The sequence below is a fragment of the Oceanicola sp. 22II-s10i genome, from assembly GCF_002210105.1.
In the GTDB taxonomy this organism is placed as follows: domain Bacteria; phylum Pseudomonadota; class Alphaproteobacteria; order Rhodobacterales; family Rhodobacteraceae; genus Pseudooceanicola.
Map to the genome: position 1 here is coordinate 84,660 of NZ_AQQU01000006.1, position 13,530 is coordinate 98,189.

The following is a 13,530-nucleotide window of genomic DNA, read 5'->3' on the forward strand; positions in this document are numbered from 1 at the left end:
TTCCCGCATTCCGGCAGACCCTTTGCATGCCTCCTCCGGAGGCGCTTTCCAGCACCCGAAGAACGCCGATTGCCTGCTTTTTGACCCCACAATGTGTGTTACGCGAAGGTTAACGCCCTAGATGTAGTGGCTCAGGATTCGTCCACAGGCATCGGATAGCGCCCGGGGATCACTCGATCCAATACCGCAGCATGCAGCGCCCGCTGGTCCAGCCACCCGGAATTGTCCCGTCGATGAAGCTGGTGCGCCCGTGGAACACACGCGTGTCATCCGCGATCAGCAGGTCCCCCTGCTCGAGCGTCACCCGGTGCTGCAGCTCGGACAGCTCCAGGTGCGCGTCGAGCACGTCAAAGGCATAGGTCTGCTCCGGCGTGACCGGTTGGCCCGCCCGGCGATGTGCGCTCTCTATATATGGACGCAGGTAGCGAAAGGACGGCCCATCGGTGGTCTCGCTCAGGACCGGCATGCGGAACAGCTCCGGCTCCGCTGTCATGCCGCGCCCTTCGAAGAAGAAGGGCTGTGAAAGTGTTTCCAACACGCCGGGGATGCGCCGCATGGCCGCCAGTATCTCGTCGCCGCGGATCAGGATCGACTCGCCGCCCAGAAAGGCGGGCGAGGCACAGGCGAGAATCAGGAAGCGCATCGGCTCGGGCCGGTTGACGCTGTCGGTGTGGATGTCGCCACCCTGCCGCGTCTGGTGATACCGCGCGCCATCCTCGATCCGGCCGACGTTGCGGTCGTAGACCTCGATCACGCGATCCCCCGCCTCGTTCTGGACCATCGGCTGGCCAAGACTTTCGGCGATGGCCATGCAGGCCGCCTTGAAGCTCTCGTATCCATCACAATGCCGGGCCAGTGGCAGGACGAAGAAATCATCTGCAGCGATCCGTGCCGTCACGTCCTGCGCGAACCGCGCCCGGTCTTCGGCATCTCCGGCCAGAACCCCGTTCAAAAGGGCTGTATCGAGATCAAATTGAGACATGAAAACCGTCTCCACATCAGAACTATACTGAACAGTCTAGATCACGGATCGCGTTGAGGGAACCGCAAATATCACGGCGACGTGATCGCGCGTGATGAATGGGTGCAAATGGAAAGGAGGATGGTCGGGGCGGCGAGATTCGAACTCACGACCCCCTGTACCCAAAACAGGTGCGCTACCAGACTGCGCCACGCCCCGGACCGAGGCGGTGCTTACCGCCAGTGCGCCCGGTTGAAAAGGCCTAACATGCCCAGGCGGCGGACTCGGCGGGAATGGAGGGGCTGCGCAACAGGCTGCCGACCGTAATGCCCAGATCGCGGGCGACGCCGCCGTTGATCTCGAGCACGTACTGGATGTCCGTCCCGCCATCTATCATGGTCTCGTCACCGGGAACGGCGTTGACATGGATTTTCTGCAGGGTGCCGGTGGCGTCAAAGAAAAGCATGTCCAGCGGGATCAGCGTGTTGCGCATCCAGAACGCGATCCGGGCCTGCGGCGCGGGATAGACGAACAGCATGCCCGCCCCCATGGCCATCTCTTCGCGGTACATCAGGCCCTGCGACCGTTCCCCCGCCGTTTCAGCCAGTTCCACACGGAAACGGGCGTTGCCCCAGTCGCCGCGCAGCTCAACCACGTCAGGGCGACAGGCGGCTGCGGTGGCGGAAACCAGCCCGAACAGGAACAGCACCGAGGCAAACAGGGTCCGCATCGCGCCTCAAACCTCCGGCTCGGGTTCGAGCGCGGCTTCCCACTGGCGGACTTCCATCGCCATCTTGCCCCGGCGACCGTCCATCTGGCGGATCGCGATCGCCTCGCCCGGCGACAGGTCGGCAAGGCCGGAGGCCCTCAGAACCTCGATATGCAGAAACACGTCGTCCGAACTCCCGAACACATTGGCAAAGCCGAAGCCCTTGCCCTTGTCGAACCATTTAACGCGCGCGGGCTCCAGTGGAAGCGCGCGGAGCTGAGACTCGTCGATTTCCTGAAAATCCGCCAGCGTCGCGGGCCCGGCGGGACGCGGCGCGTCGATCGCGTGGATCTCGAGCGCCTGCACACCGCGGTCGGTGCGCTGCGCGGTAATGTCCACCTTTGCGCCGTCGGCGATCGAACTCTGCCCGAAGTTCCGGAGCACGTTGATGTGCAACAGGATATCAGGCCCGCCATCATCACCGACGACGAACCCAAACCCACGGCCCACATCAAACCATTTCACAACACCCCTGACCCTCGTAACGCCCTTCTTGTCGAACACGTATTCACCCAGCCCTGTGTTATCGACCGGTCTAATGAAAGAGCCACATTACGGGTAGAGCCTTTCCACGTCCCAACCCATTGTTTCCTCCCGCTTTACCCAACGGAACCTGTCGTGCAACCGGAATGCACCGTCGGCCCAGAACTCAATTTCAACCGGCGACAGCCGGAACCCGCCCCAGAACGGGGGACGCGCAGGATCGGGCCCATGGGCCGCGGTCACCTTTGCGACCTCGGCCATAAGTGCCCCCCGCGAAGAAAGCGGTCGGGACTGCTTCGATGCCCAGGCTCCGAGCCGCGACTTGAGCGATCTCGAAGAATAATAGTCATCTGCCTGGGTACCTTCCTCGCGCGTGATCGTGCCACGCACCCGGATCTGCCTGCGCAAACTTTTCCAGTGCATCACGAAAGCGGCCATCCCCGTGCCTTCGATCTCCTGCGCCTTTACGCTAGCGTAATTCGTATAGAAAACGAAAGCCTCAGCTTCAATTTCTTTCAACAAAACCATACGGACATTGGGCAAACCCGCCTTGTCTACTGTTGCAAGAGCAATGGCATTGGGGTCATTCACCTCTGTCTTCTCGGCCTCTGCCAGCCACCGGCGGGCGATCGCGAACGGATCCTCCCCGGCGAATATCCCGTCCCTGTCTGCCATGTGACCTCCGTGCCGCCGGGACCAGCCCGGCCTTGATGACCTGATGCCAATCGCCTAAAGGATTTGCACGAAAGCAAAGATCAGGCGGGGTGCGTCCGATGTCAAACAACCTGATGGCAGGAAAGCGCGGGCTGATCATGGGCCTGGCCAATGACAAGTCCATCGCCTGGGGCATTGCGCAGGCCTGCGCCGATGCCGGGGCAGAACTGGCGTTCTCCTATATGGGCGACGCGTTCCGCAAACGGGTCGAACCGCTTGCGGCGCAACTGGGCGTCACGCAGCTGTTCGACTGCGACGTCTCGGACGAAGAGTCGATCGACGCCTGCTTCCGCGGGATCGACGAGGCATGGGGCGGGCTCGACTTCCTCGTTCATGCCATCGGCTTCTCGGACAAGAACGAACTGCGCGGCCGCTATGTCGACACCAGCCGCGCCAATTTCGTCATGACGATGGACGTTTCGGTCTACAGCTTCACCGCCGTCGCGGCGCGGGCGGAAAAGCTCATGAAGCCGGGTGGTTCCATGGTGACGCTGACCTATTACGGCGCCGAACAGGTGATGCCGCATTACAACGTCATGGGCGTCGCCAAGGCCGCGCTCGAGGCGTCGGTCAAGTATCTGGCCGAGGATCTGGGCAAGGACGGCATCCGCGTCAACGCGATCTCGGCCGGACCGATCAAGACGCTCGCGGCCTCGGGCATCGGCGACTTCCGCTATATCCTGAAGTGGAACGAGCTGAACTCGCCCCTGCGCCGCAACGTCACGCAGGAAGAGGTCGGCAAGGCCGCGCTCTACCTGCTGTCGGACCTCGGCTCGGGCACCACGGGCGAGAACCTGCATGTCGACGCGGGCTATCACGTCGTCGGCATGAAGGCCGTCGACGCTCCCGACATCCACAAGGGCGGCCAGGGGGACTGACCTCTTGGACGCGGCGCACCTGATCGCGTTCAACCTCACCCTGCTGGCGGCCATAGCCAGCCCCGGCCCTTCGCTGCTCTACTCGATCCGCACCACGCTGGTGCATGGCCGCCGCACCGGCCTTGCCACCGCCATGGGCCTCGTCGTCATGGCGGTGCTCTGGACGGTGGCCGCGCTTCTCGGCCTTGACGCGCTGTTCCGCCTGTTCCCCGCCCTCTTCCTCGCGCTTAAGCTCTTCGGCGCGGCCTACCTGATCCGTCTCGCCTGGCAGACATGGAAACACGCCGCCGATCCGGTCAGCCCCGCCGGCGGCCCCTCCACCCGCAGCGCCTTCCTCAACGGGCTGCTGGTCAATCTCGGCAATCCGAAGTCGGTCCTTTTCGCCGCCGCCGTGATCGTGGTCATCTTCCCGCCCGACCTCTCCGCCGCGGACAAGGCGCTCATCGCGCTGAACCAGTTCGTGGTCGAGCTGGTTGTCCAGCCCGCCATCGTGCTGGTGATGAGTTCGGGCGCCGTCGCCCGCCGTTACCTCGCGCTCAAGCCGCGGATCGACCGGATTACGGCCGGGGTCCTGGGCCTCCTTGCCGTCAAGGTCGCCGCATGAGGCACGCATTCACTCGACAGGACCGCCCCGCACGGGCTATCAGACCCGCCATCCGCCGGACCGTACCCGGCGCAAGCACTGCATAGGGACAGGAGAGACAGACCCATGCCCGAGACCCTACTGCCGCACGAAAAGGGCTTTCACGTCAGCTGGGACCAGATCCACCGCGACAGCCGCGCGCTGGCATGGCGGCTGGACGGGCACGGCCCCGACGACGGCGCATGGCGGGCAGTGGTCGCCGTAACGCGCGGCGGCATGGCCCCCGCGATGATCGTGGCCCGCGAACTCGACATCCGCATCGTCGACACGATCTCGGTGAAAAGCTACAACCACCAGGCCCAGATGGACGCCAAGGTCCTCAAGGCGCCGGACGCGGAAATGATGGGCGACGGCACCGGCATCCTGATCGTCGACGACCTCGTCGACAGCGGCAAGACGCTGGAACTGATCCGCCGCCTCTACCCCAAGGCGCATTTCGCGACAGTCTACGCCAAGCCGCAGGGCCGTCCGCAGGTCGACACCTTCATCACCGAGGTCAGCCAGGACACGTGGATCTTCTTCCCCTGGGACATGGCGATGCAATACGTCAAACCCTATCGCGGATCCGACTGACCCCCGCCTCACCCGCCCGGCCTAAGTCATTTCGCGCAGGTCCCCTGCTTCTTCTGGTCTGAAATACTTTCGGGGGGAATCGGCCCGGCACGGGCCGATGGGGGGCAGACAGCCCCCCTCCCCGCTGACCGCGATCACGGGCGTCAGCCGCCCGTCTCCGCCTCCCACCGACGCTGCATCTCCTCCGGCGGCAGGTCCTCGACCACCTGCCCGAGGAACCACCGGTGACCGAACGGATCCTGCACCACCGCGTTGCGATCCCCGAAACTCTGCGTCTTGGGCCGCCTCAGCACCAGTGCCCCGGCCGCCTCGGCCCGCGCCGTCGCCGCGTCGCAATCCCCGACCCGCAGATGCAACGACACCGCCGTCCCGCCCAGCGTGTCCGGGGCGATCGCGCCGAAATCGGGGTATTCGTCGGCAAGATAGAAGACCGATCCGCCGATTTCCACCTCCGCATGGCCGATCCGCCCGTCGCCGGGATCGGTCATCCGGAACAGCTCCCGCGCGCCGAAGGCGGCAACGTAGAAACCGATCGCCTCCGCCGCGCCGCGCGCGACAAGATACGGGGTAAGGGTCTGGTCACGGTCCATGCCGATCCTCCTTGCCGGTGAATTTTATTTACGTTACGATCAGTAAAGAAAATGAGTCAAGACCCGGAGAAACCCCGTCGCGGCCGCCCGCCCTCGGCCGCTGCCCGCCGCAAGGCGCTTTCCGCCGCGCGCGCCATCCTGCTGCAGGACGGCTTTGGCCGCCTGACCATGGAAAAGGTCGCTCAGGCCTCGGGGGTCGGCAAACCCACCATCTACCGCAACTGGGCCAACGCGCAGGACCTCGCACTCGCCGCCCTGATCGACGAGGCCCCGGATCCCGCGCCCGAACCGGACCTGCCCCCGGACCGCGCCCTGACCGATCAGCTGACCCGGATCTGCGCGGCCTTCGCCTCGACCCGCGGTCGCCAGATCGCGCAGGCCCTCGCCGCCGCCGATCCCGACAGCGAATTCACCCGCGCCTTCCGCAACCGCGTGATCTTCGAAAGCCGCGAGGCCGGCCGCGCCATCCTGACCCGCGCCATCGCCACCGGCCTCCTGCCGCCGCAGGACGACATGGAGACGCTGCTCGACATGATCTACGGCCCGGTCTTCTTCCGCCTGCTCGCCGGACACCAGCCGCTCGACGCGACGCTGGCCGAGACGGTCACCGCGCGCATCTTCCCGTCGCGCTGACCCCACCCGCTTCATCTGGCCGGGAAAACTCCCGCCGGAGGCCGCCGCGTTCGGGCTCGATGCCCGAAAGCGGCGCAACCCGCGCGACGGGCCCCGCCCGTCGCAACACCGACATTGGCACCGCCATGATACCGACGTAAGACCGACGCAGGACCGATGCCCATCCGGAGACGCCGATGACCGCCCGCACCGCCACCACCTTCCCGCCCCCGGTGATGGAGGCGCGCCGCTGGCTCGAGGGCGTGACCTTCACGAACGACCGCCCGCTCATCAACGTGAGCCAGGCCGCCCCGGTGGAAGTCCCCCCCGAACCGCTCCGCCGCGAAATGGCGCGGCTGGTGATGGAGGAACCGCAGGCGCACCTTTATGGCCCCGTCCTGGGACTGCCGGAGTTGCGCAGCGAAATCGCGTCGCAATGGTCCGACGCATATGGCGGCGCGGTCACGCCGGGACAGGTGGCCATCACCTCGGGCTGCAACGAAGCGTTCTGCGCGACAATCGAGACGCTGACCGCCGAAGGGGACGAGGTCATTCTCCCAACCCCATGGTATTTCAACCACAAGATGTGGCTCGACATGGCCGGCGCCGTGGCCGTCGCGCTGCCCACGGACGACAGCCTGATCCCCGATCCGGCCGCCGCCCGCGCACTGATCACGCCCCGCACCCGCGCCATCGCGCTGGTCAGCCCCAACAACCCCGGCGGAGTCGAATACCCGCCCGCGGTGCTGCGCGGATTCTACGACCTCTGCCGCGATGCGGGCATCGCGCTGATCCTCGACGAGACCTACCGCGACTTCCACTCCTCGCCGCAGGCCCCGCACGACCTGTTCACCGACCCCGACTGGTCGGACACGCTGATCCAGCTCTATTCATTCTCCAAGGCCTACCGCCTGACCGGCCACCGCGTCGGCGCGATGGTGACATCCGCCGAGCGGCTGGCCGAGGTCGAGAAATTCCTCGACACCGTCACCATCTGCCCCGCCCAGATCGGCCAGTTCGCGGCGCTCTGGGGGATGCGCAACCTCTCGCAATGGCTGGCAGGCGAACGGCAAGAGACCCTCTCCCGCCGCGCCGCTGTCGAATCCGGTTTCGCCCCTCTCGCGGCACAAGGCTGGCGCCTGCTCGGTTGCGGCGCCTATTTCGCCTATGTCGAGCATCCGTTCGACCTCCCCTCGGACGTCTTGGCCAAGCGGCTGGTGGCCGAGGCGGGCGTGCTGCTGCTGCCCGGCACCATGTTCACGCCGCCCGGCGATCCGGCAGGCGCAAGGCAACTGCGCATCGCCTTCGCCAACGTCGACGTCGCGGGGATCGGGCGGCTGATCGACCGGCTGGCGGGTTTCGCCCCCTGATCGCGCGGAATTGACCACCGTCAACTTCGGGCCCGGCGGCGACGCAGGCTTGTGACACGGGCCCGCGCGCATTAGACATCGCCAACCGGAACAGGCAGGACAGCAAGGGGAGCACGCAATGGCGGCGAAGAAGGCGGGACAGGCAGCGCTGTGGATAGTCATTGCGCTACTCATCGTCGGGCTGGGAGGCTTCGGCGTGACCAACTTCTCGGGCCAGATCACCTCGATCGGTTCGGTCGGCGGCAAGGACATCGACGTCGATGCCTATGCCCGCGCCCTGCAGGAGGAACTGCGCGCGATCGAGGCGCAGACCGGCCAGCGGCTGTCCTTCGAGGATGCCGAACAGATGGGTCTGGTCGAGGCGACGCTGTCGCAGGTCATCACCAACCGCGCCTTCGATGCGGAGAACGAACGCCTCGGCATTTCGGTGGGCGACGCTACGCTGGCCGAACAGCTGCGCCAGATCCCCGCGTTCCAGGGGCTGGACGGCAATTTCGACCGTGACGCCTATGCCGCCGCGCTGGACCGGATCGGCATGTCCGACGGCAAGTTCGAGGACCGCCTGCGCGAGGAAACCGCGCGCACCATCCTGCAGAGCGCCGTCGTTTCCGGTATCCAGATGCCCGCCGCCTATTCCGCGACGATCCTGAACTACGTGACGGAAAAGCGCAAAGTCAGCTGGGTCAAACTGGATCAGGACAGCCTCGACGCGCCGCTGCCCGAACCGACCGAGGAAGAGCTGCGCGCCTTCTACGACGAAAACCTCGACCGCTACATGATCCCCGAACGCAAACAGATCACCTATGCGCTGCTCTCGCCCGAAATGGTGCTGGACGCGGTCGAGATCGACGAGGACACGCTGCGCCGCGCCTACGAGGACCGGCGCGCCGAATTCGAACGTCCGGCGCGGCGTCTGGTCGAACGGCTGATCTTTTCCGACGAGGCCACCGCGCAGGCCGCGCGCGACCGGCTGGACTCGGGCGAGGTGGATTTCGACACGCTGGTCGAGGAACGCGGCCTGTCGCTGTCGGATGTCGACCTTGGCGATGTGACGGAACCCGAACTCGGTTCCGCCGGGGCCGAAATCTTTGCCGCCGAAAGCGGTCAGGTCGTGGGCCCGCTGCCCAGCGACCTCGGGCCCGCGCTGTTCCGCATCAACGGCATCTTCCCGGCCCAGACCACCGCCCATGAGGACGCCATCGCCATCGTGCGCGACGATCTGGTCGCCGACCGGGCCCGCCGTCAGGTGGACAGCCAGCGCGAGGCGATCGAGGACCTGCTGGCCGGTGGCGCGACGCTGGAGGACCTGGCGCAGGAATCCGGCATGCAGCTCGGCACCATCGACTGGTACGAAGGGCTTGGCGAAGGCGTCGCGGCCTATGACGGCTTCGACACCGCTGCCGCCGCACTCGAGGACGGCGCCTATCCCGAACTGCAGCAGCTTGATGATGGCAGCCTCGTCGCCATGCGGCTGGACGGCACGCTGGATGCCGAACCTTCGCCCTACGAGGAAGAAGCCAGCCGCGTCCGCGCGGGGTGGGAGAACCGTGAAACCATGGCCCGGCTGCGGACCAGGGCGGAAACCCTGCGTGCACAGCTGCAGGAGGCCGCCACCTTCGAATCCCTTGGGCTGGAGCCGCAGACCGAGGAGCTGACCCGCGCGGGTTCCGCGCTCGGCGCGCCACGGGCCATGGTGGAACAGCTCTTCACCATGCAACCGGGCGAGGTTGCCACGACCGAGGGCTTCGGCGGGGTGCAGCTGTTCCGTCTGGACGAAATCCTGCCGCCCTCCGAGGACGACCCGCAGGTCGCGGAGCTGACCGGCGGTATCACCGACGCGGCCTCGCAGAGCGTCGGGCAGGACCTGTTCCGCGCCGTCGCATCCGATATCCGCACCCGGCTGGGCGTGAACATCGACCAGTCGGCGCTCAACGCGGTCCACGCGAACTTCCGCTGACATCGGCACGGACACCGGCAGAACGAGAAAACGGCGGAGGGGATCACCCTTCCGCCGTTTTTCTTTGCCTGCCGCCCTGCCCTCACGATCCCCGAACCGCGTTGTGCCTGAGTAGCGGGTCAGCTTCCGATACGGGGAAGGCACGCCAACGGCCGCCGCAGCGTTCGCGGCAAGGACACGCCTCGCGCGGTCCTGCCGTGTTCATCGAAGGCACAAAAAGAAACGGCGGACAGGTCCCCCTCTCCGCCGCCTGTCTCACAACCACCTCCGGGCGCTCAGCCGTCGCCGCCGTCCGCCCCGGCCCCGTCCAGCAGCAGCGCCGAGATCGGCGCGAGCGCGACCCGGCTGGCCCGGTCCTGAAGCCCCCAGACCAGCAGCGCCTGGATCGTTTCGGGGCGCAGGCGGCCGATCATGATGACGCCCCCCTCCTGCCCCGCGCGGAACGCGGCATGGTCGAGGAAACGGCGGATCACGTCGGCGTCCTGCCCGTCCGAATCGAAATCCCGGAACACGGTCGCGGCGGGCACGCCCACCTTCACGGCCAGCTTGCGCGCCGTGTCAAACCCGTTGGGAAACAGCACCAGCCCCCGGCCCGACTGCATCAGCGCCGAGGCGAGCTGCGTCGACACCGAGGTCGATTTCTGCAGGCCCAGACCGGGTTTCTCGACCACCGCGGTCACTTCGGGCAGCGCGCTGAACCACGATTCCAGCGAGGTCTCCACGTCCCGTGGCTGCGCGCCCTCAGGCAGCGATCCGAGCAGAGCGGTTTCGAACCCGGCGGCCCGGTAGGCGGCGAGCGCCTCGGGCGCGCCGTCCCATGCCGCGTCGACGGCGATGGTCAGGGGATAGGGAAAGCCCGACAGCACCGTCGCATCGGTCGCCGATGTGCCGTCGTCCATCAGGACGATCGACATCAGCGGCTTGTCCTCGGGATTGCTGAACGCGGCGGCATAGCGCCGGATCGGCGGCAGGCTCGGGTCGTCTGCCGCGGGCATCGCTTCGGCAGGTGCGGCCGTCTCGGTTCCGGCGGGCTGGTCTTGCCCGATCGACGGCAGCGATCCGCGCCGGGTGTCGCCGCCCCGTTCGGTCAGGCGCCCGGCAGGACGGCCGGGGATCGCGCCCTGGGCCGACGCATCGCCCTGCGTGGCCTCCGCCGCGGCGGTATCGACCGGCGCACTGTCCTGTTCCGCGGCGTCCTGCCCGTCGGCGGGCGCCTCGGCCACTGCGGCAGGTTCGGGGGCGGGCGCGGCCTCCGGCGCAGGGCTGGCGTCGGGCGTGGCCTCGGGCCGCGGCGCTTCCGGCGCGGTTTCGACGGCGGCGCGGGCCTCCTCGGCGACCGGCGTTTCGACCGTGGCGGGCACGTCGGGCGCGGCTTCGGCCGTCACTTCGCCCGGCATCGCGGGCATGTCCTGCCCCGCGGCGGGCGGCTGCGGCGTGCCATCGGTTCCCGGCACGGCCAGCGGCGCTTCGGCGGCGGCGACCAGGTCGCCCATCGGGAAGCCGGCGGAGGGATCCTCGGCGGTTGGGACCGCCTGTGCGACCGGCGCTTCGGCGCTTGCGGCGGGCGGGGACGGCGGCGCGGCGGATTCGGTGACAAGCACCGGTTCCGTCTCGCCCGCGGGCGCGTCCGGTGCGCCATCGGCCGGCACGGCCTGAACCGGCGCCTCGGCCACTGCAGGCGCTTCGGGCGCACCACTGTCACCGGCGGCGGGCGGAGTAGCAGTCAGGGTGCTCTCGGGGGCCCCGGTCTCGGGCCGGACGCCGGGGGCCTTGGCGGCGCTGCCGACCGCTTCGGTGCCGTCCGGCTCGGGCGCGGCGGGGCTTGCGGCCTCGGGCGGCTTGCTGACAGCCTGCGCGCCGGGAAGGGCCGCCGGCGCGTCCTCGCGCGACTGGTGGAACTGGGATCCCGGCGGGACATCCGCCTGCCCGGTCGCGGGGGGCGCGTCGCCCGGCAGCGTTCCGTTCAGCGACACCACCGCCAGCAGGAGGAAGGAGATGATGACTCCCCAGAATAGTCCCGAAATGAATCCCCGGTTCACGTGCGCTGCGCCTCTTGCTCTGCGGGCGTTCCGCCGCCCGGCGATATTCCCCAGCACCACCCCGGTCCGGCCTTGACGGCCCGCACGGGGTCGGAGCATGTATGTCCCGCCCCGCACCTGCCGCACCCGCGACAGGCTGCTCACCGGGGCTTGCGTATTCGGCGCAGCTTACCACAAGATGGGCGACTGCACAGTGCCCACGGCCAATCAAAAGACCGGCATTTTACCGGCCAGGGGACCAGACCGCACATGAGTGACGCCATCAAGCCGATGATCGCCGCCGCCGCCGAACGCTCGCTGACCCGGAAAGAGGCCCGCGCCGCGTTCGACATCCTGTTCGCAGGCGAAGCGACACCCAGCCAGATCGGCGGCCTGCTGATGGCGCTCAGGACGCGGGGCGAGACCGTGGACGAGATCGCCGCCGCCGCCGCCGCGATGCGCGCGAAGTGCAACGCCGTGACCGCGCCCGAAGGCGCGATGGACATCGTCGGCACCGGCGGCGACGGCAAGGGCACGCTGAACATCTCGACCGCCGCCGCCTTCGTCGTGGCGGGCGCGGGCGTGCCGGTTGCCAAGCACGGCAACCGCAACCTGTCGTCGAAATCCGGCGCGGCGGACGCCCTGACCCAGATGGGAATCGACGTGATGGTCGGCCCGAATGTCGTTGAAAGGGCGCTGAAAGAGGTCGGTATCGCCTTCATGATGGCGCCCATGCACCACCCGGCCATGGGCCATGTCATGCCCACCCGGACCGAGCTGGCAACCCGGACGATCTTCAACATCCTCGGCCCGCTGACCAACCCCGCGGGCGTCAAGCGCCAGCTGACCGGCGCGTTCTCCCGCGCGATCATCCGGCCAATGGCCGAGACGCTGGGCGCGCTCGGGTCCGAACACGCGTGGCTTGTCCACGGCTCGGACGGGACGGACGAGTTGACTATCACCGGCATCAGCTGGGTCGCCGCGCTGGAACGCGACGGCTCGGTCCGCGAGGTCGAACTGCACCCCGAGGACGCGGGCCTGCCGGTGCATCCGTTCGAGGACATCGTCGGCGGCACGCCCGAACAGAACGGCCGCGCGTTCCGCGCCCTGCTGGACGGGGCGGCCTCCGCCTATCGCGACGCCGTGCTGCTCAATTCCGCGGCAGCACTGGTGGTCGCCGAGGCGGCAGCCGACCTGCGCGAGGGCGTCGCGATGGCGCGCGAGAGCATCGACAGCGGTCGCGCCCGCGAAAAGGTCGAGGGGCTGGCGCGGGTCACCTCGGGCAAATAGGCCGTGCCGGACCTGCCCCCGACCCTCGGCGCGTGGTCCGACCTGCCGTTCTTCGCCCGTGACTTGCCCGCGATCCGCGACCGCCTCGCCGCCGAGACGCGCGTCATCCTGCCGCCCGACCACCAGCGCTTTGCCGCGCTGGAGGCCGCGCAGCCCGACGCGGTGCGGGCCGTCATCCTCGGGCAGGATCCCTACCCCACGCCCGGCCATGCGCATGGCCTTGCCTTCTCCGCCGAACCGGACGTGCGCCCCCTGCCCCGGTCGCTTGGCAACATTTACCGCGAGATGCAGGACGATCTCGGCGCGGCCCCGCCGAACGGCGATCTCAGGTTCTGGGCAAGGCAGGGTGTGCTGTTGCTGAACACCGCCCTCTCCGTCCCTGCGGGCGAGGCCGGCGGCCATGCGAAGCTCGGCTGGGACCGGCTGACCCGGCAGGTCCTCCAGCGCCTGTCCGACCGCCCCCGCGCCTTCGTCCTGTGGGGCGGCCACGCGCAGAAGTTCCGGGATGCGATCACCGGCGACGATCACCTGATCCTCGCCAGCGCCCACCCCTCGCCGCTCTCCGCCCGGCGCGGCTTTTTCGGGTCGCGGCCATTTTCATCGGTGAACAAGTGGCTTACAGCAAGGGGCGAAAAAGACATCAACTGGACCGACCCCGACGGGGCGTGAGGT

14 protein-coding genes and 1 tRNA gene are annotated in these 13,530 nt (G+C 67.8%); 8 read left to right on the top strand and 7 right to left on the bottom strand.

Features of this window, described 5'->3' with window-relative positions; translation table 11 throughout:
- Positions 1-169: 169 nt before the first annotated feature.
- The 5 genes from ATO6_RS15605 to pdxH form a co-directional block, all read right to left on the bottom strand.
- Positions 170-982, bottom strand: coding sequence for a TauD/TfdA family dioxygenase (locus ATO6_RS15605; RefSeq protein WP_088624955.1), 813 nt, complete (start codon positions 980-982; stop codon positions 170-172).
- Between the two features lie 121 nt (positions 983-1,103).
- Positions 1,104-1,180 (bottom strand) — tRNA-Pro (locus ATO6_RS15610).
- 43 nt (positions 1,181-1,223) lie between these two features.
- Positions 1,224-1,691 carry a DUF192 domain-containing protein gene (locus ATO6_RS15615; protein ID WP_088624956.1) on the bottom strand — a complete coding sequence of 156 codons (468 nt, stop codon included), beginning with the start codon at positions 1,689-1,691 and terminating at the stop codon, positions 1,224-1,226.
- Positions 1,692-1,697: 6 nt separating this feature from the next.
- Complete coding sequence (locus ATO6_RS15620) at positions 1,698-2,234, bottom strand: cold-shock protein (RefSeq protein WP_088624957.1); 537 nt, start codon at positions 2,232-2,234, stop codon at positions 1,698-1,700.
- A 48-nt stretch (positions 2,235-2,282) separates the two neighbouring features.
- Positions 2,283-2,888, bottom strand: a complete 606-nt coding sequence (pdxH, locus tag ATO6_RS15625) for a pyridoxamine 5'-phosphate oxidase (RefSeq protein WP_088624958.1) — start codon at positions 2,886-2,888, stop codon at positions 2,283-2,285.
- Between the two features lie 98 nt (positions 2,889-2,986).
- Between pdxH and fabI the strand changes: the two genes are divergently transcribed.
- From fabI to gpt, 3 genes are all read left to right on the top strand, one after another.
- Entirely contained in the window at positions 2,987-3,805 is an 819-nt protein-coding gene (gene fabI, locus ATO6_RS15630) for an enoyl-ACP reductase FabI (protein ID WP_088625186.1), read from the top strand.
- 4 nt (positions 3,806-3,809) lie between these two features.
- The gene (locus ATO6_RS15635) at positions 3,810-4,409 is read left to right on the top strand and encodes a LysE family translocator (protein ID WP_088624959.1); all 600 of its coding nucleotides are present in this window, start codon (positions 3,810-3,812) and stop codon (positions 4,407-4,409) included.
- Positions 4,410-4,514: 105 nt separating this feature from the next.
- Positions 4,515-5,021 (top strand): xanthine phosphoribosyltransferase, encoded by a 507-nt coding sequence (gpt, locus tag ATO6_RS15640; RefSeq protein WP_088624960.1) that lies wholly within the window; start codon positions 4,515-4,517, stop codon positions 5,019-5,021.
- Between the two features lie 143 nt (positions 5,022-5,164).
- Here the strand turns inward: gpt and ATO6_RS15645 are convergent, their stop codons facing one another.
- Complete coding sequence (locus ATO6_RS15645) at positions 5,165-5,611, bottom strand: VOC family protein (protein ID WP_088624961.1); 447 nt, start codon at positions 5,609-5,611, stop codon at positions 5,165-5,167.
- 51 nt (positions 5,612-5,662) lie between these two features.
- Here ATO6_RS15645 and ATO6_RS15650 point away from each other — a divergent pair, with 51 nt between their 5' ends.
- The 3 genes from ATO6_RS15650 (at position 5,663) to ATO6_RS15660 (ending at position 9,550) form a co-directional block, all read left to right on the top strand.
- Positions 5,663-6,244, top strand: a complete 582-nt coding sequence (locus tag ATO6_RS15650; protein WP_088624962.1) for a TetR/AcrR family transcriptional regulator — start codon at positions 5,663-5,665, stop codon at positions 6,242-6,244.
- Positions 6,245-6,420: 176 nt separating this feature from the next.
- Positions 6,421-7,593: an aminotransferase gene (locus tag ATO6_RS15655; RefSeq protein WP_088624963.1), complete on the top strand. Its 1,173-nt coding sequence runs from the start codon at positions 6,421-6,423 to the stop codon at positions 7,591-7,593.
- A gap of 118 nt (positions 7,594-7,711) precedes the next feature.
- A complete protein-coding gene (locus tag ATO6_RS15660) occupies positions 7,712-9,550 on the top strand; it encodes a SurA N-terminal domain-containing protein (protein WP_088624964.1) in 1,839 nt (612 codons plus the stop codon).
- Between the two features lie 275 nt (positions 9,551-9,825).
- Here the strand turns inward: ATO6_RS15660 and ATO6_RS15665 are convergent, their stop codons facing one another.
- Positions 9,826-11,589, bottom strand: coding sequence for a divergent polysaccharide deacteylase family protein (locus ATO6_RS15665; protein WP_088624965.1), 1,764 nt, complete (start codon positions 11,587-11,589; stop codon positions 9,826-9,828).
- 249 nt (positions 11,590-11,838) lie between these two features.
- Here ATO6_RS15665 and trpD point away from each other — a divergent pair, with 249 nt between their 5' ends.
- Together trpD and ATO6_RS15675 are read left to right on the top strand one after the other, a co-directional pair.
- Entirely contained in the window at positions 11,839-12,858 is a 1,020-nt protein-coding gene (gene trpD, locus ATO6_RS15670; RefSeq protein ID WP_088624966.1) for an anthranilate phosphoribosyltransferase, read from the top strand.
- A gap of 3 nt (positions 12,859-12,861) precedes the next feature.
- A complete protein-coding gene (locus tag ATO6_RS15675; RefSeq protein ID WP_088624967.1) occupies positions 12,862-13,527 on the top strand; it encodes a uracil-DNA glycosylase in 666 nt (221 codons plus the stop codon).
- The last annotated feature ends 3 nt before the right edge of the window (positions 13,528-13,530 follow it).

What these genes read in the sequence shown, in the direction of transcription:
- ATO6_RS15605 (WP_088624955.1), bottom strand. Translation starts at nt 982, where the DNA reads ATGTCTCAATTTGATCTCGATACAGCCCTTTTGAACGGGGTTCTGGCC.
- ATO6_RS15615 (WP_088624956.1), bottom strand. Translation starts at nt 1,691, where the DNA reads ATGCGGACCCTGTTTGCCTCGGTGCTGTTCCTGTTCGGGCTGGTTTCC.
- pdxH (WP_088624958.1), bottom strand. Translation starts at nt 2,888, where the DNA reads ATGGCAGACAGGGACGGGATATTCGCCGGGGAGGATCCGTTCGCGATC.
- fabI (WP_088625186.1), top strand. Translation starts at nt 2,987, where the DNA reads ATGTCAAACAACCTGATGGCAGGAAAGCGCGGGCTGATCATGGGCCTG.
- gpt (WP_088624960.1), top strand. Translation starts at nt 4,515, where the DNA reads ATGCCCGAGACCCTACTGCCGCACGAAAAGGGCTTTCACGTCAGCTGG.
- ATO6_RS15645 (WP_088624961.1), bottom strand. Translation starts at nt 5,611, where the DNA reads ATGGACCGTGACCAGACCCTTACCCCGTATCTTGTCGCGCGCGGCGCG.
- ATO6_RS15650 (WP_088624962.1), top strand. Translation starts at nt 5,663, where the DNA reads ATGAGTCAAGACCCGGAGAAACCCCGTCGCGGCCGCCCGCCCTCGGCC.
- ATO6_RS15655 (WP_088624963.1), top strand. Translation starts at nt 6,421, where the DNA reads ATGACCGCCCGCACCGCCACCACCTTCCCGCCCCCGGTGATGGAGGCG.
- ATO6_RS15660 (WP_088624964.1), top strand. Translation starts at nt 7,712, where the DNA reads ATGGCGGCGAAGAAGGCGGGACAGGCAGCGCTGTGGATAGTCATTGCG.
- trpD (WP_088624966.1), top strand. Translation starts at nt 11,839, where the DNA reads ATGAGTGACGCCATCAAGCCGATGATCGCCGCCGCCGCCGAACGCTCG.